The sequence below is a fragment of the Erwinia sp. MYb375 genome (genome assembly GCF_037479175.1).
GTDB lineage: Bacteria > Pseudomonadota > Gammaproteobacteria > Enterobacterales > Enterobacteriaceae > Erwinia > Erwinia rhapontici.
In genome coordinates this window covers 606801-629790 of sequence record NZ_JBBGZS010000023.1, presented here as the reverse complement: position 1 = coordinate 629790, position 22990 = coordinate 606801, and the positions used below count along the sequence as shown (strand labels likewise).

14 protein-coding genes and 1 pseudogene are annotated in these 22990 nt (G+C 55.5%); 7 read left to right on the top strand and 8 right to left on the bottom strand.

From position 1 onward, the window contains the following. The first annotated feature begins 4 nt into the window (after positions 1-4). Entirely contained in the window at positions 5-1096 is a 1092-nt protein-coding gene (locus WH279_RS15905; RefSeq protein ID WP_167863949.1) for an ABC transporter ATP-binding protein, read from the top strand. 739 nt (positions 1097-1835) lie between these two features. Here WH279_RS15905 and WH279_RS15900 read toward each other — a convergent pair. Then, a complete protein-coding gene (locus WH279_RS15900) occupies positions 1836-2963 on the bottom strand; it encodes an ROK family transcriptional regulator (protein ID WP_339457673.1) in 1128 nt (375 codons plus the stop codon). A gap of 7 nt (positions 2964-2970) precedes the next feature. Further along, positions 2971-3849 carry a BadF/BadG/BcrA/BcrD ATPase family protein gene (locus WH279_RS15895; RefSeq protein WP_339457672.1) on the bottom strand — a complete coding sequence of 293 codons (879 nt, stop codon included), beginning with the start codon at positions 3847-3849 and terminating at the stop codon, positions 2971-2973. Between the two features lie 289 nt (positions 3850-4138). Here WH279_RS15895 and WH279_RS15890 point away from each other — a divergent pair, with 289 nt between their 5' ends. Further along, positions 4139-5284: a Gfo/Idh/MocA family protein gene (locus WH279_RS15890; RefSeq protein WP_171148527.1), complete on the top strand. Its 1146-nt coding sequence runs from the start codon at positions 4139-4141 to the stop codon at positions 5282-5284. A 217-nt stretch (positions 5285-5501) separates the two neighbouring features. Next, on the top strand, positions 5502-6710 hold the full coding sequence (locus tag WH279_RS15885) for a diguanylate phosphodiesterase (protein WP_339457671.1): 1209 nt from the start codon (positions 5502-5504) through the stop codon (positions 6708-6710). A gap of 57 nt (positions 6711-6767) precedes the next feature. Here the strand turns inward: WH279_RS15885 and WH279_RS15880 are convergent, their stop codons facing one another. Then, positions 6768-8600, bottom strand: a complete 1833-nt coding sequence (locus WH279_RS15880) for a methyl-accepting chemotaxis protein (protein WP_339457670.1) — start codon at positions 8598-8600, stop codon at positions 6768-6770. A gap of 133 nt (positions 8601-8733) precedes the next feature. Here WH279_RS15880 and WH279_RS15875 point away from each other — a divergent pair, with 133 nt between their 5' ends. Beyond that, positions 8734-9153 carry a GNAT family N-acetyltransferase gene (locus WH279_RS15875; protein WP_200642045.1) on the top strand — a complete coding sequence of 140 codons (420 nt, stop codon included), beginning with the start codon at positions 8734-8736 and terminating at the stop codon, positions 9151-9153. Positions 9154-9292: 139 nt separating this feature from the next. Here the strand turns inward: WH279_RS15875 and WH279_RS15870 are convergent, their stop codons facing one another. Together WH279_RS15870 and WH279_RS15865 are read right to left on the bottom strand one after the other, a co-directional pair. Continuing rightward, positions 9293-9742 carry a DUF4385 domain-containing protein gene (locus WH279_RS15870; RefSeq protein ID WP_339457669.1) on the bottom strand — a complete coding sequence of 150 codons (450 nt, stop codon included), beginning with the start codon at positions 9740-9742 and terminating at the stop codon, positions 9293-9295. Between the two features lie 177 nt (positions 9743-9919). Beyond that, positions 9920-10399, bottom strand: a complete 480-nt coding sequence (locus WH279_RS15865) for a YciE/YciF ferroxidase family protein (protein WP_159338158.1) — start codon at positions 10397-10399, stop codon at positions 9920-9922. A 591-nt stretch (positions 10400-10990) separates the two neighbouring features. Here WH279_RS15865 and WH279_RS15860 point away from each other — a divergent pair. The 3 genes and pseudogenes from WH279_RS15860 to WH279_RS15855 all read left to right on the top strand — a co-directional run bounded on the left by WH279_RS15860 (position 10991) and on the right by WH279_RS15855 (position 20173). Further along, on the top strand, positions 10991-11239 hold the full coding sequence (locus WH279_RS15860; RefSeq protein ID WP_339457668.1) for a hypothetical protein: 249 nt from the start codon (positions 10991-10993) through the stop codon (positions 11237-11239). A 33-nt stretch (positions 11240-11272) separates the two neighbouring features. Next, positions 11273-11440, top strand: a complete 168-nt coding sequence (locus WH279_RS22770; RefSeq protein WP_213202360.1) for a YnfU family zinc-binding protein — start codon at positions 11273-11275, stop codon at positions 11438-11440. A gap of 168 nt (positions 11441-11608) precedes the next feature. Continuing rightward, positions 11609-20173 (top strand): annotated as a pseudogene (locus WH279_RS15855) (GH36-type glycosyl hydrolase domain-containing protein). Here the strand turns inward: WH279_RS15855 and WH279_RS15850 are convergent. The 3 genes from WH279_RS15850 to adhP all read right to left on the bottom strand — a co-directional run bounded on the left by WH279_RS15850 (position 20155) and on the right by adhP (position 22989). Beyond that, on the bottom strand, positions 20155-21066 hold the full coding sequence (locus WH279_RS15850; RefSeq protein WP_339457667.1) for a LysR family transcriptional regulator: 912 nt from the start codon (positions 21064-21066) through the stop codon (positions 20155-20157). The pseudogene WH279_RS15855 and the gene WH279_RS15850 overlap by 19 nt on opposite strands. A gap of 1 nt (position 21067) precedes the next feature. Then, on the bottom strand, positions 21068-21829 hold the full coding sequence (locus WH279_RS15845; RefSeq protein WP_200642049.1) for a YdcF family protein: 762 nt from the start codon (positions 21827-21829) through the stop codon (positions 21068-21070). 134 nt (positions 21830-21963) lie between these two features. Then, a complete protein-coding gene (adhP, locus tag WH279_RS15840) occupies positions 21964-22989 on the bottom strand; it encodes an alcohol dehydrogenase AdhP (protein ID WP_200642050.1) in 1026 nt (341 codons plus the stop codon). Between the last annotated feature and the right edge of the window lies 1 nt (position 22990).

The following is a 22990-nucleotide window of genomic DNA, read 5'->3' as shown; positions in this document are numbered from 1 at the left end:
GTTCATGACCAGTTTGCGATTGCAGAACGTTCAAAAGTCTTACGATCACATCAGTGTCATCAAAGGCATCGACCTGACGATTAACAGCGGTGAGTTTGTGGTGTTTGTCGGCCCCTCTGGCTGCGGTAAGTCCACGTTGCTGAGAATGATTGCCGGGCTGGAGGAGATCAGCGGTGGTCAGTTGCTGATTGATGAAGAGGATATGACCCAGCGTCACGCGACCGAACGTGGTGTGGCGATGGTCTTTCAGTCCTATGCGCTGTACCCGAATATGACAGTGCGCGGCAATCTGGCCTATCCGCTTGAGGTGGCCAAACGGCCTAAAGCCGAGATCGCCAGCGCCATTGCCGAAACCGCGGCAAAACTGCATCTGACCGAACTGCTGGATCGGCATCCACGTGCCCTTTCAGGCGGCCAGCGTCAGCGTGTGGCCATCGGGCGTGCCATTATTCGCCAACCGCGTATTTTCCTGTTCGATGAACCTCTGTCGAATCTGGATGCGGAACTGCGCCTTCAAATGCGTATTGAGATTGCCCGCCTGCATGCCTCCCTGGGGAATACGATGATTTACGTGACCCACGATCAGCTGGAAGCGATGACACTGGCAGATCGCATTGTGGTGCTGCGTCAGGGGCGCATTGAACAGGTGGGTACACCGTTGGATCTTTATCACAACCCGGACAATCTGTTCGTCGCCGGGTTTATTGGTTCGCCAAAGATGAACTTTATTGATGCCCAGGTGGTTGCGACCCGTGAAGGCCAGGTGCAACTGCGTCTGCCGTCGCTGGGCATTGATAATCTGACGCTGGCGCTGAATACCCCCTGCCACGAAGGGCAGAAAATGCGCCTGGGTATTCGCCCTGAGCACTTCCAGCCGGTGAAAGACAGCGCCAGCCCCTCGCAGTTCAGTGCGGAACTGACTTACTGTGAGCTGCTGGGGCACACTAACTATCTCTATCTGAATACCGGTGATGAGCAGATGCTGGTGGTGGAGGAACGCGAAGTGCATCAGCGGGAGATCGGTACACGGGTGGAATGGGTGATCCCGCCGACGCATTGTCTGGTGTTCGATGAGCAGGGACAGCGAGTGCGCTGACGGGGCCTGACGGCCGGGTCAACGTCTACGGCCAGGTCAAGTGCCAGGTCAAGGGCGTTTCGCTTTCCCGCTGCGCGGGCTGAGCGACCCAGGGTGACCAATCGCCACCACCCTGGGGACCCGGGCTTGCGGCAGGCGCATCGTCCACTTCGTGGATTCCCTCAGTCGACTGGCTTTCCGCACGGACTGGTTGTGACGGGACATCCCTGTCCCGACACGCCCTCTCGCCAACGTCCTGTTGGCTTGTCCTGGAAATCCACTCTCCTTCGGCGAGGCTTAATTGCCGCTCAAAGGTCAAAATCTACTTCAAAAGAACAATCAAAGACAGACTAAAAATAAACCAAACACAAAAGAACCATTTTGGGTTTTTGTTGGTGTTTTAATTTCTTAGATTTTGACCTGGGTTTTGATGTTGAGGCGGCAATTAAGCTGCGCTGAGGAAGCGATGTGAACCAGGATGAACCGCCAGGAGGGCGGTGAAAGGGCGTGTCGGCACAGGGATGTGACGTCACGAACGGTCCGTCGGTGAGCAACGCTTGCGAAGGCACCCGCTGCAAGCGGGCGCAGTGCCTGCCGCAAGCCCGGATTCCTAAGGGCGGGGCGACTGCCGCCCTTAGGTCGCTTCGCCCACGAAGTGGGAAAGCGAAACGCCCTTGACCTTAAGACCTTGACCTGGCCTTTCGGGTCGACCGAAATCAGACGCGGAGAGAAAAATCCCCCTGTCCTGACAACGTCAGCACTAACTAACGGGATTCTCTGCCTCGTCATTCGCCTGCGCCGCCAGCAAATCCAACAGCTTATTGATCGCAAAACCGGCCGCCCCCAGCGCCCACATACGGCTGGATTCAGTCAAAAATTGCAGGGGGGTGGTTTGCGGCGTCAGCTTCAGGCGGTAAGCCTGGAAGTTGAGGGTAATATGGTCGAGCAGGATGCGCGAGGCCATCTGCGGCTCCATCGCCAGATACACCACGTCAGGATCATAAGCAATCGACAGGTTGGCCAGCGAAATGCCTAAATGGCGCCCCGCTTCCTCCAGTGCCGCCAGCGCGTCCGGCGTGGGTGCCGCGTCCAGCGACTTCAGCGTCACTGATTTGCTTGCCTGACCTGAAGCCAGACGCTGAAGAATAGCGCGGGAAGAAGCGACATCCTCCAACAGACGCATCGAGCCATCACCCAGCAGTGCATGACCAATCTCCCCCGCTTTACCATGTCGGCCACGATAAAGCTGGCGATCCAGCAAAATGCCGGCACCAATCCCTTTCCCGTAGGTGGCAATCACTGCAGACTGCACATTGCCCAGTTGACCAAACACCATGGCAGCCATCGCCATCGCATTCGCATCATTCTCGATAAACACCGGCAACGAGAAACGCTCGGACAGCAGTTGCGCAATCGGCACGTTATCCCAGTCCAGCACGTTAGAGCGGATACAGATACCCTGCTCAGCGTCGACCAGCCCGGACAGCGCCAGCCCGATGGCACTGACGCGCTTTCCCTCCACGCCACGTAAAAATTTCGCCAGCGCATCACTGAGCTGGCGTGGCGTCATGGCGCCCGACGGGATCTGCTGTTCACCGAGTAAGTTCCCGTTGAGATCCGTCATCACGATCAGATTGCGTTCAGCATTGAGCTGAATACCGACCACGCTGGCGCGTTCAGGATTCAGTCCCAGCAGCGTTTTAGGCCGTCCCATCGACACCCGCCGCAGCCCCAACTCCTGAATAATTTCCTGAGCCAGTAGCCGGTTAGTGGCCTGTGAGACCGTCGACATGCTCAGCCCGGTGCGTACTTTCAGGTCGGACTGGCTGATCGGGGCGTTTTCAACAATCAGGCGCAGAATGCGCGCGGTTACATTTGGCGCTGTCATCGTTCCCTTATTCAGCAAATGAGGCGTGATAGTGGGCCAGCAGCAATGCGCCTGCCAGTGCATCCTGTTGCGGCGGCACCAGCAGCGCCCGGATATCATCATCCAGCCAGCGTTCGATCGGCGCAGCCAGCCCGCCCATCAGTGCAATATGACCGCTGCTCAGCAGGCGCAGGCGGCGGACTATCATCGCAATATCATCGGCAGTCTGCCGGATTAATTTTACCGCATGAGGATCTTGCGCGGCGGCAGCGCTAAACACCTCAGGCACCACACGTGCCCAGTCGCCCGGCGTTGCCGTACGCGTCCACAACAGCATGGTTTCCGCACTGTGCTGAAAACGCGCCATCACGGTCTGGGTAAAGTCGGTTTTGACAATGAGATCTTCATGCGCCAGCAGCGCCTGCCGCAACGCCCGACGGCCCAGTTCGGCCCCCGAACCCTGATCGGAAAGCGCAAATCCCCAGCCGCCCAGCAGCGTAAAGCGTTTACCATCCCAGGCGGCACCCTGACTGCCGGTGCCGACAATCAGCACCGCACCCGCGCTGCCTGCGTGAGCGCCTGCACAGGCGATCTCAACATCACTCAGCACCTGCAAAGAGGCACAGGCGGGCTGCCAGTCTGCCAGCTGCGCCGCAACGGAGGCGACATTAGCCCCTGCCAGACCCGCCACCAGCGCGGTTTTTTTCAGTGCATCAGGCGGAAGGCCCGCCGTGGCCATCACCCGGGCGATCAACTGTTCAACGCTGTCGATAGCCTGTGCGTAGTCTGACCAGACATTGGCCGCGCCCCCCGTCACTTCGGCCAGTAGAATGCCCTGTTTATCGGTCAGCCTTGCACGGCAATGTGTGCCACCGCCGTCAATACCAAGGAGATAGTCAGAATGCACGGGCTGCTCCCACGTTAATCGCTGTGAATCGTTGTTTCATTATTGACCGAACGATAGGTGAAAAAAACTTAAATCGCAATAACAAATAAATATGACGAAAATCACCTTGATTAAAAATGTTTTATAACAATGCATTAACTACTAACCTGGTGAAATGTCTCAGTGCGCGTGTTGACATTAGTTTTCTTGCCGTAATAAGTTGGTGGTCAGATAATCTCCAGCGAACCTGTCTGCATACGGTTAACTGGCCTTCACCTCACGCTCATGCATTTCCGTCAGGGGTTTTAACATGAAAGTAGGCATTATCGGTCTGGGTTTTCGCCTGTCCCATGTGGTTCACGAGTTCAGCAAAGCCGACCCATCGTTTGAAATCGCCGGCTATTTTGATCCCGCCCCGGCGGGTCTGCCTAATCTGGCCAGCTTCGGTATTGCACCCGGTACGGCCTTTGATTCCATCGAGGCATTATTGCAAGCGGGTGAACTCGATCTGATTCTGGTGGGTTCCCCTAACTTTATGCATCTGGAACATATTCGCCAGGCGCTGGCCGCGGGTTACCGCGTGTTCACTGAAAAGCCGGTGGTGATTAACGAAGAACAGACGATGGAGATGGCGAAGCTGGTGCGCCAGTACGGCAAGGACCGTATTCTGGTCGGTCTGGTACTGCGTTACTCCCCGCTCTACCACGATCTGCTGGCCGCCCGCGATCAAGGCCGTTTGGGCGAAATCACCTCGATGGAAGCCACCGAGCACATCAAGCCTTACCACGGTGCCTTCTTCCAGCGTGACTGGCGCCGTCTCGAGAAGTATGCCGGTCCCTACATTCTGGAAAAATGCTGCCATGATATCGACCTCTATCAGGGTTTGATGGCTGAACGCCCGGTGCGGGTGGCCAGCTTTGGCGGCCGTAAGTCGTTCACTCCCCAACATGCCCCGCAGGGTGCGATCACCGCAGCATCCGAGATTTATCACGAGAAACCGAGCGGCTGGTCCAGCACGGATGCCGTCTTTGACAGCGACGCTGATATTGTTGACTACCAGACAGCGATTATTGAATACGCCAACGGTGCCACCCTGTCCTTCCATGCCAATCTGAATGTGCCTGACGAGTTCCGCCGTTTTTGCGTGATGGGCACCGATGGAATGGCCGAAGGGGACTTTGTGCGTAACTACTTCCGCGTTCACAACGCGCGTACGGGCGAAAAAGAAGTGGATACCTCTTACGGTGGCAATGCGTACGACGGTCATTACGGTGCCGATGCACTGATGGCGGAAGAGATCGTCAAACACATCACTCAGGGAACGCCGCTGAAAGTCTCCGTGGTAGATGCACTGGAAGCCGGTTTGACCGCCATTAAGATTGATGAAGCAAGAAAAACACGTCAGGTCATTGATTTAACGGAAACCTGGAAAAAATTCGATGCCCACCAGGGGTAATCTGGAGGTGAGTTTGCACCTCTCCTGATCCGGTGTGTTTCCCCCCTTGCCGGACAGGCTGTTATCACTTGATAGACTGGCACGCTCCCTCAACCGGCTTTCGGGCCGGTTTTTTTACGTCCATCCGCATCAACGCTTGCTTGCGGCAAAGGAGGAGTCTGCGATAGATTCATTCTCTAAGACAAAATAGCTCACCTCTCTATCAGGTCCGGAACGTATGTTAACGACGCTTATTTATCGTAGTCGCGTGTGCAAAAGCGTCAGCCCGCAATTTCTGGAACGGCTTGCGGCGAAAGCGCAACGTTTTAATGAAAAGGTCAATATCACCGGGATTTTGCTTTTCGACGGGGACTATTTCTTTCAGATACTGGAAGGCCCTTCCGAGTCGATTGACCAGGTGTTCCACCGCGTCTGTGCTGACTCCCGGCACACCCAGATTGTGCAGCTGATGCGTGATTATGCGCCGGATCGTCGATTCGGCAAGCTGGGCATGGCGGTGATTGATATGCGCAATGCCAGCGCTGAGGCAATCATTGAGCAGGTCCTGAGCCAGGGCACCGCCAGATACCTGCTGACTTACGGTGATCGGGTGTTTAAATTCATCCAGACGTTTGTCAAAGGCCCGCGTAAAAATAATCTGGCCCTGCCTGATGACAGCGCCCAGTGGGATTTTCAGTGCCGGGCACCATCAGTCCAGGTCGCGCCGGTGGCATCTGAACGGGTGGCCTGCCAGTTTGCATTACAGCCGGTCGTGGAACCGGGGACAGGGAAAATAAGCTATCTGGAAGCCCTGATCCGCAGTGCTTCCGGCGGGTCCCCCGCGGATTATTTCGCCACCATTCCGGCCGATAAACTCTACGAAGCCGATCTCCATGCCAAAGATGTCGCTTTTGCGCTGGCCAGGCAGATGGATATTGGCAGCGCGCAAATCGCGGTGAATCTGCGGCCGATGTCGCTGGTGATGGTGCCTGGTGCGGTGGATATATTGCTGGAACAAATCGCCCGTAATGGCCTGGTACCGGAACAGGTGGTGGTTGAGGTGACAGAAGATGAGTTTATTTCCCGCTTTGATGAGTTTGAAAAAGCCATCCACCAGCTGCGTTATGCCGGGATCAGCCTGGCGATTGATGATTTTGGGGCGGGATTTGCCGGGTTATCACTGCTGGCCCGCCTACAGCCGGAAAAGCTGAAGATAGACCGCTGTCTGATAGAAGCCATTCATACCAATGGTCCCAAGCAGGCGATTGTTCAGGCTATCATAAACTGCTGCGCCTCGATGGAGATCACCGTGGTGGCCGAAGGCGTGGAAACCGCTGCCGAGTGGCGCTGGCTGGAAGCCGCAGGCATCCGCCATTTCCAGGGGTATCTGTTTGCCCGGCCGCTACTTAATGGGACCCCCGCCGGGGCCTGGCCGCACAAACCCTGATGCGGCCAGCCCCCCGGCAGCGCTCTCTGCCGGAGTTCGGTTCAGAGCATTACCGTCTTATGCTGTGGTGGTAAAGCGCGAAACGGAATGCAGCAGACCTTCCGCCTGATCGCGCAGGGAATTTGCCGCTGATGACGACTGCTCTACCAGCGCCGCATTCTGTTGCGTCACATTATCCATCTCGTTAATCGCTACGCCTACCTGCGAAATGCCCCGGTTCTGTTCATCTGATGCCTGAGCAATCTCCTGTAGAATGCCGGTCACGCTCTCCGCAGAGGTGACAATGTCACGCATGGTGCCCCCTGCCTGCTCCACCAGCCCGGCCCCCAGATCGATCTGCCTGACCGATGCCTCAATCAGCCCGCCAATTTCTTTCGCTGCCTCGGCGCTCCGCTGCGCCAGATTTCTGACTTCACTGGCCACCACAGCAAAACCGCGCCCCTGCTCCCCGGCACGCGCAGCTTCAACAGCGGCATTCAGCGCCAGAATGTTGGTCTGGAACGCAATACTGTTAATGACTGAGGTGATATCACTGATTTTTGTCGAACTGGCCGTAATTGCCCGCATGGTTTCGGTCACCTGGGTAACAATTTTCCCGCCTTTATTGGCCATTTCCGCCGTGGTCTGGGCAAGGCTGGTGGAGTGGTGGATATTATCAACGTTGTGCTTCACCGTAGCGGTTAACTGCTCCATGCTGGCAGCGGTCTGCTCCAGTGCGGCAGCCTGCTCTTCTGTCCTTGAAGACAAATCATTATTGCCGTCGGCAATCTCGGCAGAAGCCATGTTCACCTGTGAAACGCCGTTGCGAATATCACCAATGATGCGGCGCAGATCTTCATTCATACCGCCGATGGCATTAGTGAGTGTCCCCATCTCGTCACGGCGTGAGGTGGTCAGGCTGGTGCTGAGGTCCCCACCAGAAATACGCTGGGTAAAGGCCAGAATGGCGGATAACGGCGTGGTGATTTGACGCGTGATAACCAGTGTGGTGGCTACGCCCATGATCACCGCCGTCAGCAGAATGATCGTCATCCAGAAGATGGCGTCGTCGATATCGGTTTGTGTGGCACCGATCTCGTCTTCAAACAGTTGACCGCCGATGGTCGTGAGGGTTGATCCTGCCTTCGCCAGCGCGCTTGTCGCCTCCTGCTCTGTCAGGAACGAGCTGCGATAGCCCGCCACGCTCTCTTTTTTCTGATTCAGTAAACTGGCGATGTGCTGTAAACGTTCGCTGTTGTCTGGCGTCATTTGCGGCACCAGATTTTGTATTAACTGCACGGACTCTGCGAGGAAGCCGGTTAATGCATTCTGCGCGGCTTCCGTATTTTGTAATTCCAGCAGCGTTAAGCGGGTTGAGACACCATCAAGATGCTTGTTCACTTCAGACAGTGCCGCTTCCAGCGCTGCCGCATCAGCCCGGCCTGCAAAGCCTGAGGATATCTGTGAGATTGCATTTTTCTCGTCACTGATCGAAAGCTCTGTCGCTATCTGACGGCGTTTTTGGGTTTCAAGCACCGTTTGTGTTCGTTTATCACGATACTCCGCGATCAGTCCAGTCAGGCTGTTGAGCAACGTCAGTTGCTCAGGGTGCCAGGGCAGCTTTTTCAGCAGGCCAATCTGGGTTTCGATTTGCTGCAAGTGCTTATCGTTAGCGATGATAAACTGCTCATCATGGGTTTTAATAAACTGCATACGTGTATCCTTCGCCAGCGCAAACTGATCGGTGACGAGTTTCAGCATACGAACTTTCTCTGCCCGGCCAGCGATATCATTAAGATTCTTAATGCCGCAGAGAGCAACAGCGATGCTGAGGATCAACACAATGCCGAAACCGGACATCAATTTTTTCCCAACGCGCATATTTTCAAAGTAAACAAACAACTTTTTCATTGGATAACCTTCCGTTGTTGAACAACAATTGTTTAAGAAAATCGCTTAGTTATCGGCAGGGTTTGTTAAACAAAACAGTTTATTTAGTTACTTAATCATCACGTAATGGTCACAATATCAGAGGAAGTGATGTATGGAATTTACCCGGGTGGACGATATCCCTGAGGCAGACAGAGAAGCGCTGCTGGAGGGACTAAGAGGATATAACCGCCAGTTTATTGATAAAAGCGGCTGGGGACCCGTCGGCGTTTTTTGCCGCGACCAACAGGGCATTATTGTCGGGGGAGTGATGGCGTCTCTGGTGGGGATCTGGTTGTCGCTTGACTATTTATGGGTCAGCGAAAATATCAGAGGCGCGGGCGTTGGCGCTCAACTGATTCAGATAGCGGAAGAAGAAGCGAAATCAAAAGGTGCACAGCATGTTCTCGTTGATACCTTCAGCTTTCAGGCACTGCCCTTTTATGAAAAGCAGGGATTTGTACTACAACTGACATTGCCCGATTTTCCCGACCCAGGAAAGCAGCGTCATTATCTGACTAAACGCCTTACATAGCGGGAACGCGTCGAGGGTTGGTGCGCCCGGATGGCTATATCGGCGCGATTATCGCCACGGAGCAGATTTCCGCGCTGGAAGAATACCTCACCCGCGTAGGATTATCGGCTTCACTCGGGTTACAACGGAACACAGCGCGCTAGCCAAACGCCTGCTGATGTTTTTTCTTACGCGCCAGATAATCTTTATCGGCGCGGATCTTATCCCAGCAGGTTTTAAATACAGCGGCGGCAGCCGCTTTCTCCTCATTCACTTCATAAGGCAGCAGCTTGCCATCGGCATCGTATTTCTTCCCGCCTTTATGATTGGCATAACGCCGGGCACGCGTGTAGCCCATCTGTATAAACTTCCGGGCCATGTCCATACCGACAAAATCATCGTGAGTGCGGTAGTCTTCAAACAATGACAGGATCTTTTCGGACGATGTTTCAGCCAGAGCTACGGTTCTGAACCGCCAGTGCGGCAGAATCTCACTTTTGTAAGGTTCAACCATCAATACCCCTTGCTCACCGCGTCCGACCTGGTATTGCTCAGGATGCTGGCGAAAGTCGATCCGTTTAAAATCCTGCTGGTAGTCAAATGCCTTCATGCACGCACGTCCTTTCATTTCATGTTGATGCTATCTGGCCATCAGGCCACTCTTTAAGCCTGGCATACTGAACGGTGACGGGATCGTTGAATGGCAAAAAGGCCCCCGAAGGAGCCCGCGCGCTTTACTATCCTGCAGTCATCGTGTGTTGTCGTTCTGCCCCTGTCTGAACATAACTCACTCCGATTGCTGTTGTGCAATGGCTGTCAGCTTATCGTCCGTGTCTTTTTCTTCCTGCAAGGTTTCATTCAGCAGTTGAGCCGCCTCTTTATAGCCGAGTTTGGTGGCCAGCGCCGAGAGCGTGCCGTAAGTCGCTATCTCGTAATGCTCCACTTTCTGCGCGGCCCCGATTAAGCCCGCATCGCGTACCGGGCCTGCCTCAACGGAGTCGATAATCTCCTGCGCCTCTTCCACCAGACCTTCCAGAGCGTGGCACTTCATGCGCTTGATTTTTACGCCATCCGTTATCTCCACCAGCTGATCGATACGCTCAATTTGTCCGCGCGTTTCCTCCAGGTGCAGCTTAAAAGCAGCGACCAATTGCTCGTCTGTCGCTGCCCGTGCCATTTTTGGCAATGCACGGGATATCTGTTTTTCTGCACTATAAACATCAGATAATTCATGAATAAAAAGATCTTCAAGCGTTTTAATTGTCATAATATGTCTCTTCCAATAAATGACAGAAATAATGAGGTTGCTGACCTAACAAGCCTGGCGTACTTCACAATAAAAGAACGATAAAAAAGAGGGGCGGTAAATAAATGACGTTATTATTGCATTCAGGCGAAGCGCGGGGTTTTAGCAACTGGCTGTTTTTAAGAACATTGCGACAGATGCATTTAAATTAAAAATTGATAAAAAAGATTAAAAATACATTCATTCTGAGAAAATTCTTATGAGAATTGGGATAAAACTTCATTTCCCAGGGTTTTTTATGGTTTTTAGATTGTTAAAATTAATAAAAAACCAAAATGGCAGTGATATGTTCTGATTAGCTCAGCAGAAATACGCTCAACAGCCGCAATATGCCGTTAAAACAGAGATTGAGGTGTAATTCGATATTTTAAGGATTTAACACGACATTGTCAGGAGCTGGGTATAGAGTGATATAAGAAGGCTGATTTATAAATACCCTTCAAAGATTAAACTTAGCCCTTGAGCATCATCAAGCCGGGTAACGATATGGTTATTTATTTTTAGTGCCATTTTCTTTGTGATGGGTTTATTTCTCTTTTAATTCGGAGAGTTATGGATAAAAAACATCTCTTCTCTCGTCTGGAAAAATGGCCGTTGATCAAATTTGATCATGCCAGTATTGTCCAGGATGGAGATCATGGAACATTTAATGCAAAAATATCACTGTATGCCTTTGATGTTAATGAAAATAAAGCAAAATTATTTATCCGTGACGTTTCGCCGGGAACAGATCTTGTAGCAATGGTCGATCTGTACAATAACTGGATAAAAGAATTTACAAAAACAACCAAGCCGAAATAAAAAATTATTTTCTCATTCTGTGAGGCCTGTACCATGTCATTTCTTAGTGATGTTATGAAGCGTATTAACACGGCAACGACATCGACGGTAACGTGCCCGTTGTGTGGACACCGTTCATCTCATGCAGCCAGCAAAATTCGTCAAAACCAGACATTACTTTGCCCTGCCTGTAAATCACTGTTTATTGTTAATCATCAGTAAACGCGGCTTCACCTATTTCATCAACCACCCTTCTTGCAGCTGCTGAACGTTGATTGTTTACACCATTCAGAGAGATCGTTTCTGAAATGATTTCACAACTGCTCCTGTGCGTTTCCCCGCCTGACGAGCAACAATATGAAATTAAGCATTAAATCTCCATTTATGACGATGTTACGTGCAAAAATCGCCACAATAAAAACAGCCTGGACGGGGGCACCTGCCCGGGCGATGGATAGTGTGATTAAAGCAGAATTATTTTCAGCCGCTCAGATGGCGCATTTCGGTCAGAAACTGGCGCGTTCGCATCGATTATCACCTGATAAAATCCCCTGGTATCTGCTGAAACGCCTGGACGACAATGAATCAGTCATTGCCCAAAACTGCTACCTGCTCAATAAAGTCGATAAAATCAGTATTGCCCCAGCGGGCGAATGGTTGCTGGACAACTATTATCTGATTGAAGAACAGATCCGCATGGTGCGTCATCATTTGCCAAAAAACTTTGGTAAAGGTCTTCCGGTACTGGCTTCCCCTCATGCCTGCCCGCGTATTTATGATATTGCTTCCGAAGCTATTGCTCACGGTGACGGGCGCTGGGATGTCAGCAGTCTTTCGGGCTATATCAGCGCCTACCAACAGGAGACGCCACTGACGCTGGGCGAACTCTGGGCATTACCGGGCATGTTACGCCTTGCGCTTATCGAAAATCTGCGCCGCGTGAGCAGCGAAGTCGCTCAGGCGCAAAAGGAGCGTAACCTCGCCGATGAGTGGGTCAGCCAGATGATCACCTGTGCTGAAACGGCCCCGGCCGACCTGGTAATGGTGATTGCCGATATGGCGCGCTCCCGCCCGCCACTCAGCAGCGCGTTTGTCGCGGAACTGGTCCGCAGATTACAGGGGCGTGGCAACCTGCTGGCCCTGCCCCTGACCTGGATGGAACAGAGACTGGTGGAAACAGGCATCACCACCGACCTGTTGATCCACCGCTTTAATCAGCAACTCGCGGCCAGTCAGCTCTCTGTGAGTAACAGTATTGCCGGATTGCGGCTGTTAAGTGAAACCAACTGGGCCGATTTTTGTGAAGATCAAAGTCTGGTCGAGCAGATGCTGCGTCAGGATCCTGCCGGGATATACCCGCTAATGCATTTTGATACCCGCGACCATTACCGGCACGTGATTGAGAAACTGGCCCGCACCAGCCGCTTTAGTGAACTGGATGTGACCCGCCACGTGCTGGCATTGTCACAGGCGGCCAGTGCCATCCTGCCGCAGCATCATATCGGCCAGTATCTGATCGGCGAAGACCGCCATGTACTGGAAAAACGCCTGGCCGCCAACACCAACTGGCTAACGCATCTGCGTCATCGATTCAATCAGGAACCCCTGCTCGCCTGGCTCGGCAGCCTGAGTCTGTTGACCGTTGCCTGTACGGCAGAGGTGTTGCATGCAACTGCGGAACAGGGGCTGCGCTGGCCGCTGTTGCTGCTGGCGGTCCCACTGTCGATGGCGATCAGTCAGGTGGTTCTGCATCTGCTCAGTGAGGCGACAACACGGTTTCGCACACCGGAGCCATTGCCACGGATGGATTTTTCCAGCGGCGTACCGGCAGAATTCAGTACACTGATTGCCATTCCCTGCCTGCTGACCAGCCGTCAGGCAACCGATGCGTTGCTGAATAGCCTGGAGGTGTGTTATCTGGGGAATCACAGTGCCCATCTCTATTTTGCACTGCTGACCGATTTCAGTGACGCGGAGACAGAACAGTCTCCTGAAAATGATGCCCTGCTGGCATGGGCGCTTTCACAGGTCGAAGCGCTGAACCGTCGCTATGCGGCGGATCGCCCGCTGTTCCTTTTGCTGCACCGCTCACCTGAATGGAACCCGCAGCAAGGTGTGTGGATGGGCTATGAACGCAAACGGGGAAAACTGGCGGCGCTGAACAGCTGGTTGCGCCAGCCCGGCTCGCAATTTTCCCAGCGCGTCGGGGATGAGAAACCGTTCCCTGCCCCCGTCAGGTACGTGATCACGCTGGACAGCGACACGGTATTGCCCCGTGACACGGCGCACAAACTGGTGGCCACCATGGCGCACCCGCTGAATCATCCGGTTTATGATGCCGCGACAGGCAGAGTGATTAAAGGTTACGGGATTTTGCAGCCGGGTCTGGCCGAAGAAATCCCCCTGTCAGGACAGGGGTGCTATGCCGCTATCTGTAGCAGCGTACCGGGTAACAATCCTTACTCGATGATGTCGTCTGATATTTATCAGGATCTGTTTGGCGAAGGCGCCTTCGTTGGCAAAGGCATCTATGATGTCGATATCTTTACGCAGTCCATGCAGAACACCTGTCCCGACAATCTGGTACTGAGCCACGATCTGCTGGAAGGCTGTTATGCCCGCTCCGGGTTGCTGAGCGAAGTGCTGCTTTATGAAAAGTATCCGGCCAATTATCTCTCTGATGTTGCACGCCGCACTCGCTGGATTCGTGGCGACTGGCAGTTGCTCAACTGGCTGACGTTCCGCGTGAAAAAAGCGGATGGTTCACGTGAGAAAAACCCGTTAAGTACCTTATCACGCTGGAAATTATTCGATAATCTTCGCCGTAGCCTGGTTGCGCCATCGCTGCTGCTGCTGATATTTTCCGCCTTGCTGCTGGTCCCCAACCCACACTACTGGCTCGTCATGCTGGCCCTGGTCCTGCTGTTGCCTGTTGCTCTGGCCATCGTTCAGGATCTGTTGTTCAGCAACCGGCCTCTGTGGCAGCGCCTGACGGCGGTCGCGTCAGGCACGCTGCGCCGCCTGACACACCTTATTCTCAACTTTGCCACCCTGCCGCATGAGGCCGCCTTCTCATTGCTGGCGATAGTGAAAACGCTATGGCGTTTAGGTATTTCTCACCGTCACCTCAATCAGTGGGCCAGTGTGGACCCCTGTCACGAGGGAAATAAAACCTCCCCGCTGCGGTTTTACCGTGCCATGGCAATCAACGTGGTTTGCGGGGTGTTGCTGCCAGGCCTGACCGCCTGCTATGCGCCGCTTTTGCTTGTTTTTGCCCTCCCCATCGGCGTGCTGTGGTGCCTGACCCCCTTGATCCTGAGCTGGCTCAGTCGTTCCCCTGCGCCTGTCGCGGCGGCGCTGAATGCCGGACAGAAACGTTTTTTACGCCACAACAGTCGTGAAATCTGGGCATTCTTCGACCACTTCACCCAGGCCGAAGAAAACTGGCTACCACCGGATAATTATCAGGAGTTTCCGCAGCCCACCGTTGCCCATCGGACGTCACCCACGAATATTGGTTTATCGCTGATGGCAAACCTCACGGCCTGTGACTTCGGCTATATCCCCGCCGGTGAAGTGCTGAGGCGTGTATCGCTCACCCTGGACACGCTGGATAAAATGGAGCATTACCGTGGGCACCTCTACAACTGGTACGACACCCGTACGCTGCAGCCCCTCAACCCACGCTATGTCTCCAGCGTGGACAGTGGAAATATGGCCGGGCATCTGCTGACGCTGAGTGCCGGTTTATCGCAGTTACGTACCCAGCCCGTTATCGATATTGATCAGATGCTGGCAGGCCTGGATGACACCATCACGCTGCTGGAAAACCGCTGGGGACAACATGCGCCGACCACACTGCGCCAGCTGCATAAGCACTGTCGCAATGCGCATGAACTGCCTCCGGCACAGTTACTCGGCGAGCTCAGAAAAATGCAGGCACTGAGCCTGCGCCTGCATCCCACCCTCTCCGAAGACAACGGTCCCATCAGTCACTGGATTGGTCATCTTCAGCGCCAGCTGACATTATTCTGCCATGCCTGGTCCTCACTGCTGGGTTGGATCACTGCAGGCTGGCAGGAGGCCACGCTGCCTTCGCTGGCGTGGCTGTCTACCGCAACGCCAGCAGGAGCAGGTACACCCACAGTAGAAACGCTGGCAGCGGCACGCATGCAGATCGACATTATTGCCGAACTGGAACAGCGGCTGGCGGCACATGCCCGCATGGATTTCACCTTCCTCTACAATGAGGTGACCAGTCAGCTCAGCGTCGGCTATGACTGTGATAATAACAGGCTGGATACCAGTCATTACGATCTCTTCCCCTCCGAGATCCGTCTGACCACCTACCTGACTATTGCCACCAATCAGCTACCGCTCAAGAGCTGGTTTGCCCTGGGACGCCTGTTCACCCGCATCGATCGCGATACGGCGCTGATGTCCTGGAGTGGCTCGATGTTCGAGTACTTAATGCCCAATCTGGTGATGCCCACCTATCCGGGCAGCCTGCTGAAACAGATGAGCCTTTCAGCGGTGCATCGGCAGATTGAGTGGGGAAAACAGCGTGGCGTGCCCTGGGGCATTTCAGAGTCAGGGTATTACGCGTTTGACCCCTTACAAAATTATCAGTACCACGCCTTTGGTGTCCCCGGTCTTGGACTAAAACGCGGCCTGGCGGGCGATATGGTGGTGGCCCCTTATGCCACTTTCCTGGCACTGCTGGTTGCGCCACACAAAGCCTGTGACAATCTTGCCGTACTGGAAAAAAACGGTGCGCGTGGCGAATATGGCTTCTATGAAGCGCTGGATTACACCCCTTCCCGTCAGGCCAGCGGCCAGCGGTTTGCCGTTGTTCGCTCCTGGATGGCCCATCATCAGGGCATGTCGTTTCAGGCATTATCTCACCTGTTACACAATGCCCCAATGACAGACCGGTTTATGGCTGTCCCGGCATTTCAGTCAGCACGTCTGCTGTTGCAAGAGCGGGTGCCGAATAACATCGAACTCTATAGCCCGCGCAGGCACTTCGATGCGCCGGAAGGAACGCTGTTACCGGTTCACTATGATCCGCGGGAATTCACGGATGTGGACAGCGCCGCCCCTGAAGTCCAGCTGTTGTCCAACGCGCGTTATCATCTGATGGTGACACAGGCAGGTGGCGGCTACAGCCGCTGGAACGATCTGGCCCTCACCCGCTGGCGCAGCGATACCACCTGTGATAACTGGGGTGCCTGCTGCTACATCAGCGATGTGAAAAGCGGAGAAGTGTGGAGCAACACCTGGCAGCCTGCCGGCTCAACGCCCGATGATTACAAAGCCTCCTTCACCGATGCCGGCGCCGAGTTCACGCGCAGGCAGGGAACGCTGCATATTAAAACGCAGATTGTCGTTTCCCCCGAAGATGACATCGAGCTGCGTCGTATCACGCTGGTCAACAGGGGACGTCAGCCACGGACGGTGGAACTCACCAGCTACGCCGAAGTGGTGCTGGCTTCCGCCGACAGCGATCTGTCCCACCCCGCCTTCAGCAACCTGTTTGTTCAGACCGAGTGGGTCTCTGCCCAGGAAGCGATTCTCTGTCACCGCCGGGCACGCACGCCGGAGGAACAGAGCCCGTGGCTGTTCCATATGATGGTGGTGCATGGTCGAACGGAGAAAACGGCCTCATTTGAAACCGATCGTGCCGCTTTTCTTGGGCGCGGGAATGACACCGCTAACGCCCTGGCTCCCACCCGGAGCGGGCCACTGAGCAATAACGTCGGTGCGGTACTCGACCCGATAATCGCCCTGCGCCAGCCGCTGGTGTTACTCCCCGGCGTACCGGTCACCCTCGATATCGTTTACGGGGTGACGGGCAGCCGAGAGCAGAGCCAGGCATTGCTGTAAAAATACCGCGACTCCCCGATTGCCGATCGCGTCTTTGAACTGGCATGGTCACACAGCCAGATTGTGCTGCGACAGATTAATGCTAATGAAGACGATGCCTCATTGTTCAATCGCCTTGCCAGCGCCGTGCTGTTCCCTGGCCCTGAACTCCGTGCAGAGGCGCAGATTATTGCCCGTAATCGTCGCGGACAGAGCGGTCTGTGGGGCTGGACTATCTCCGGCGATCTGCCGATTGTGATCCTGAATATTACTCATTCGGACAGTATCCCGCTGATCAATACCCTGATGCAGGCCCATCATTACTGGCGTCTGAAAGGTCTGGCGGTCGATCTGGTGATCCTCAATGATGGGCCGGGTGGCTATCAGCAGACGCTGCACAACCAGATTATGGACCTGATCGCCGCCAAGTCTGAGCCAGGCATGACGGATAAGTCGGGGGGGATTTTCTTACGGAATGGCCAGCATCTTTCCGCAGAGGATCGTACGCTGCTGCTGAGTGTGGCACGGGTTGTGATTGACGATCGCGCGGGTGGGCTGGAAGAACAACTCAATTTGCGTGTTCAGGGGGCCGTCTCTTCGTCGCTTGCCCTCGTCACGCCCCCCGTGCTTCCGGTCAAACACCACCTCGACTGGCAGCCGGATACCGCTGCGCTGCTCTGTTTCAATGGCCGGGGGGGCTTTTCTCCCGACGGTCGCGAATATCAAATCCTGCTGGATGAACGTGGCACCACGCCTGCACCCTGGTCGAACGTGATGGCGAATGCCCAGTTCGGCACCGTGATTTCGGAAGCCGGACAAGCCTATACCTGGTATGAAAATGCGCACGAATACCGTCTCACCCCCTGGGAGAACGATCCTGTCAGCGACCGCTCAGGGGAAGCCTTCTATCTGCGTGATGAAGAAACTGGTGCCGTCTGGTCACCCACCACTCTGCCCGTACAGGGGCGTGGCCCCTATCTGAGTCGACACGGATTTGGCTACAGCGTCTTCAGCCACCGGGAAACCGGGCTGGATAGCGAACTGACCGTGCTGGTCGCCGAGCATGCGCCGGTGAAGCTGGCCATTTTAACCCTCACCAACAACTCAGGCCGCATTCGGAAAATCTCTGTTACAGGTTATGTTGAATGGACGCTGGGCGAATCGCGCAGCAAGTCAGCCATGCATATCATCACGCACCCTTCCACTGTTCGCACCGGCTGCGGTGTGCTGGCCAGTAACTACTACAACAGCAACGGTTCTGAAAGAACGGCATTCTTCGCGGTGACCGGGGCACACTGTTCACTGACAGGTGACAGGCGGGCCTTCCTCGGCCGCCACGGTTCACGCCGCTCCCCTGCGGCGATGCAACAGCAGCGGCTGCCGGATACCACGGGCGCAGGGCTTGATCCCTGTGCGGCGGTACAGTCAGCCACCACGCTTATTGATGGCGACCAGCGTACGTTTATTTTTGTGCTGGGGGTCGGACAAAATCAGGCGGAAGCGGAAGCGCTTATCGCCCAATATCTGGATGAGGATGCTGCCCGCCATGAGCTGGCGCAGGTTCATCAGTACTGGCACCGGATTCTGGATAAAGTGGTGATCACCACGCCCGATCCGTCGGTCAACCTGCTGGTGAACGGCTGGTTGCTGTACCAGACGCTGGCCTGTCGCATTATGGCGCGCAGCGGTTACTACCAGTCGGGCGGCGCATTCGGTTTCCGTGACCAGTTGCAGGATACTCTGGCCCTGAGTCACACCGCACCTGAACGCCTGCGTGAACAGATTGTTCTATGTGCCCCCCGGCAGTTTATTGAGGGCGATGTCCAGCACTGGTGGCATCCTCCTCTCGGGAATGGCGTGCGCACTCACTGTTCGGATGATTACCTCTGGTTGCCGCTGGCGATTTGTCATTACATCACTACCACCGGCGATATGACGCTGCTGGAGGAGTCAGTCCCCTGGCTGGAAGGCAAACATCCGCAGCCCGGTGAAGAGTCCGTTTACGAGCAGCCCACCATCAGTGCTCACGAAGATACCGTCTGGCTGCATGGTCTGAAAGCCCTGCTCCACGGCCTGCGTTTCGGGCAACACGGCCTGCCGCTGATGGGGACGGGTGACTGGAATGACGGGATGAATCGGGTGGGGAGTGAAGGGAAAGGGGAAAGCGTCTGGCTTGGCTTCTTCCTCTACGATATTTTACGGCGTTTTGGCGCGCTGGCAGAACAACGGCAGCATACGGATATTGCCCTGCGATGCCGCAAAGAGGCAGACCAGCTTCGCGATAACCTTAACAGCGCCGGCTGGGATGGTGAATGGTATCGACGTGGCTATTTTGATAACGGCGAACCGCTGGGATCCCATCTGTCGCAGGCCTGCCAGATTGATGCTATCGCGCAGAGCTGGGCTGTCCTCTCCGGTGCCGGAACGCCCGAACAGTGCGCAAAAGCCATGCAGTCACTGGGTGCACGGTTGGTTGATGACAACGCAGGGATGATCAAACTGTTAACGCCGCCGTTTAATGGCGATGGACCGAATCCCGGCTATATTCAGGGCTACGTCCCGGGCGTACGTGAAAACGGCGGGCAGTATACGCATGGTGCTATCTGGGCGGTGATGGCCTTTGCCCAAATGGGTAACAGTGAAAGAGCCTGGCAATTGTGGTCGTTAATCAATCCGGTCAATCACAGCCTGGATGCCGATGCGGTGGCACGCTATAAAGTTGAACCCTACGTGATGACGGCGGATGTCTACAGTGTGGCTCCGCACACCGGACGCGGGGGATGGAGCTGGTACACCGGATCGGCGGGCTGGGCTTACCGCCTGCTGGTGGAATCTTTGCTGGGGATTACCCGCCATGCGGATGCGCTGGCCGTCAGGCCATTACTGCCTGCACACTGGCCTTCCGTCAGCCTGACGTATCAGCATGGCAGCAGCGAATATCATATTCAGGTGGTGCGCAGTGAGGGGGATTATCACATCACGCTGGATGGCGTTGACCTGACGGAGGATCGCATTCCGTTGCAGGATGAGGGTCAGCATCATCATGTGACGATCCACCTGGGAGGAGAAGATCAGTCCGGCACCCGCTGACGGCATACTGTCAGCAGGAGTTGCCGCAGCCAGCGTTGCGCCGGGTCCACTTCCGAGCGCGGGTGCCACATCTGTGACACGGTGATGGCAGCGGTTTTGACCGGCAGTTCAAAACGGTGCAACAGCCCGGCTGGCTGATTAAGCAGGAAGGATGCCGGCACCAGCGCCACCAGATCGGAGGCGCGCGCCACGGCCAGCGCCGCCGGAAAAGCAGGCACCACGGCGCTGACCCGGCGTTGCACGCCCTGCTCTGCCAGCGCCTGGTCAACCGGGCCTTCCGCCCGTCCGCTGCGTGAGGCCACCACATGTCCCCAGGCAACATAGTCGCTGATGCTGACATCAGGTAACTGCGACAGCGGATGCCCCTGACGCACCACACCGACGAAACGATCGCGGAACAGCGCCTGCACACGAATTTCCGGGCCCATCTCGCCCAGCACACCAATCTCCAGATCCACGCGTCCTTCGCGCAGCGGCTTGACGCTTTTCTCCGGTTTGGGGGCAAAAACCAGACGGACCAACGGCGCGGATAGCGCTGCTGTCGCAATCAATGCCGGGCCAAAGGCTTCAACAAATCCGTCATTGGCGCGTAGCGTAAACGTACAGTCCAGACTGGCGGGATGCTGTTCGGCCACCGCAGGACGCAGCACCGCACGGGCTTCTAAGACCACGTTCTGACTGCGTTCGCGGATCGCTTCGGCCCAGGGCGTCAGCACCATGTTGCGCCCGGCACGCACCAGCAACGGATCGCCCGTAACGCTGCGCAGGCGGCTGAGCGTGCGGCTCATGGCCGAGGCGCTTAAGCCCAGACGGCGTGCCGCTGCCGCCACGCTGGCCTCATTCAGAAGCACATCCAGAGCAATCAGTAAGTTGAGATCGGGTTCCGTCGTCATTTCAGCGCACCAGCGCCGCCAGTTCAGGTTCGGCCATCAGCCGCTGCCAGGCATGTTCCACTGCGTGAGGCACATCCACATGGCCGATAAACCCGAGGCCCAGGGGACCATAGCCCTCTTTGTCATCACGCAGCCGCCGCACTTCTCCCAGCACCATCGAAACATAGCGGTCCAGTGCCCACAATCCCTGTGGCGATGCCGCCCCGGTGATCACCGGCTGGCCGTCCTGTAACACCAGCTGCGGCACGAACACCGGCCAGCTGATGAAATCGACCTGTTGCCCCTGGCGCTGCCACTCATGATGGAAGGTTTCGGTGGTTCTGCGCTGCATCAGCGGGTCCTGAATCAGAATGATACGCTGTGCCGGCATATCCCGCGCCAGCAGATTTCGACGGCTGAAGGCAGCATTCTCACCGCAGTGACGCGATTGATCTTCAATAATCAGCCGATCTGCCTTAATGCCGGAGAGTTGCACGGCTGCGTCGGCCAGCAACTGTGCTTCGCTCGATGCATCGCTGTTGACCTGAACTGTGTTCAATGCGGCTTTCAGCAGCTCGGTGGAGTGACCTGTGCCGCCGCTCAGCAACAGAGGAATTGAGGTGTCAGCCAGCCGGGTAAAGGCCCCGATCAGCCCCGGCAGCACGGCATGGCCCGCCAGAATAGCCACATCGGCGTGCAGCTCCTGTTCGCCGTTGACATCATTAACGGCAAGCCAGTGTGAAATGGTATTAAGAGAGTCAATGTTCTGCGGGGTCAGGATCATATGCGGGCTTTTAATAAGTGAACACCTGGCAGATGATATCACTGATACTTTACATTTTGCGAACAGGCATAGCGCTGAAGCTATGCCTGCTGTGAAACCCGGATTAATCCGGTGTTGCCGTCGTCAGACAGACATTACAGGGCCAGATCGACCACGATGCGGCCTTCAATTTTCCCGGCATGCATACGGGCAAAGATATCATTGATATTGGCCAGCGGCTCAACCGAAATATTTGCCGCTACTTTGTGGCGACCCGCAAAGTCGAGCGCTTCCTGCAGGTCTTTACGCGTCCCCACGATCGAACCGCGTACGGTAATGCCGTCCAGCACCATATCGAAGATCGACAGGTCAAATTTACCCGGTGGCAGACCGTTCAGCACCATGGTGCCGCCGCGACGCATCGTACCAATCGCCTGTTCAAAGGCTTTGGGCGACACCGCCGTCACCAGCACCGCATGTGCGCCGCCGAACGCGTCTTTAAACACTTTTGCCGGGTCAACGTTACGGGCGTTTGCCGTGACAGTGGCGCCAAGACGTTTGGCAAAGGCCAGTTTTTCGTCGTCGATATCGACGGCGGCCACATTAAAGCCCATGGCTACGGCGTACTGAACGGCCATATGACCCAACCCGCCAATACCGGAAATGACCACCCAATCCCCCGCTTTGGCTTCGGTCATTTTCAGGCCTTTGTACACGGTAACCCCGGCACAGAGGATCGGGGCGATTTCATTGTAATCGATGTTATCCGGCAGAATGCCAACGTAGTTAGCATCGGCCAGACAGTATTCGGCAAAGCTACCGTTAACCGAGTAACCGGCGTTTTGCTGCGAATGGCACAGGGTTTCCCAACTGTCCAGACAGTGTTCGCAGTGGCCACAGGCAGAGTACAGCCAGGGGACGCCCACGCGATCCCCTTCCTTTATATGCTTTACGCCATCACCTACCGCGACCACATACCCCACGCCTTCATGGCCAGGAATAAACGGCGGCTGAGGTTTCACCGGCCAGTCACCTTCGGCAGCGTGCAGGTCAGTATGACAGACACCCGTGGCCACCACTTTCACCAGCAGCTGGCCCGGCCCGACCTCAGGGATCGGCACCTGCTCAATCACCAGCGGTTCGCCAAAGGCTTTCACTACTGCGGCTTTCATCGTTTTCATT

What these genes read in the sequence shown, in the direction of transcription:
- WH279_RS15905 (WP_167863949.1), top strand. Translation starts at nt 5, where the DNA reads ATGACCAGTTTGCGATTGCAGAACGTTCAAAAGTCTTACGATCACATC.
- WH279_RS15900 (WP_339457673.1), bottom strand. Translation starts at nt 2,963, where the DNA reads ATGACAGCGCCAAATGTAACCGCGCGCATTCTGCGCCTGATTGTTGAA.
- WH279_RS15890 (WP_171148527.1), top strand. Translation starts at nt 4,139, where the DNA reads ATGAAAGTAGGCATTATCGGTCTGGGTTTTCGCCTGTCCCATGTGGTT.
- WH279_RS15885 (WP_339457671.1), top strand. Translation starts at nt 5,502, where the DNA reads ATGTTAACGACGCTTATTTATCGTAGTCGCGTGTGCAAAAGCGTCAGC.
- WH279_RS15880 (WP_339457670.1), bottom strand. Translation starts at nt 8,600, where the DNA reads ATGAAAAAGTTGTTTGTTTACTTTGAAAATATGCGCGTTGGGAAAAAA.
- WH279_RS15875 (WP_200642045.1), top strand. Translation starts at nt 8,734, where the DNA reads ATGGAATTTACCCGGGTGGACGATATCCCTGAGGCAGACAGAGAAGCG.
- WH279_RS15870 (WP_339457669.1), bottom strand. Translation starts at nt 9,742, where the DNA reads ATGAAGGCATTTGACTACCAGCAGGATTTTAAACGGATCGACTTTCGC.
- WH279_RS15865 (WP_159338158.1), bottom strand. Translation starts at nt 10,399, where the DNA reads ATGACAATTAAAACGCTTGAAGATCTTTTTATTCATGAATTATCTGAT.
- WH279_RS15860 (WP_339457668.1), top strand. Translation starts at nt 10,991, where the DNA reads ATGGATAAAAAACATCTCTTCTCTCGTCTGGAAAAATGGCCGTTGATC.
- WH279_RS22770 (WP_213202360.1), top strand. Translation starts at nt 11,273, where the DNA reads ATGTCATTTCTTAGTGATGTTATGAAGCGTATTAACACGGCAACGACA.
- WH279_RS15850 (WP_339457667.1), bottom strand. Translation starts at nt 21,066, where the DNA reads ATGACGACGGAACCCGATCTCAACTTACTGATTGCTCTGGATGTGCTT.
- WH279_RS15845 (WP_200642049.1), bottom strand. Translation starts at nt 21,829, where the DNA reads ATGATCCTGACCCCGCAGAACATTGACTCTCTTAATACCATTTCACAC.
- adhP (WP_200642050.1), bottom strand. Translation starts at nt 22,989, where the DNA reads ATGAAAACGATGAAAGCCGCAGTAGTGAAAGCCTTTGGCGAACCGCTG.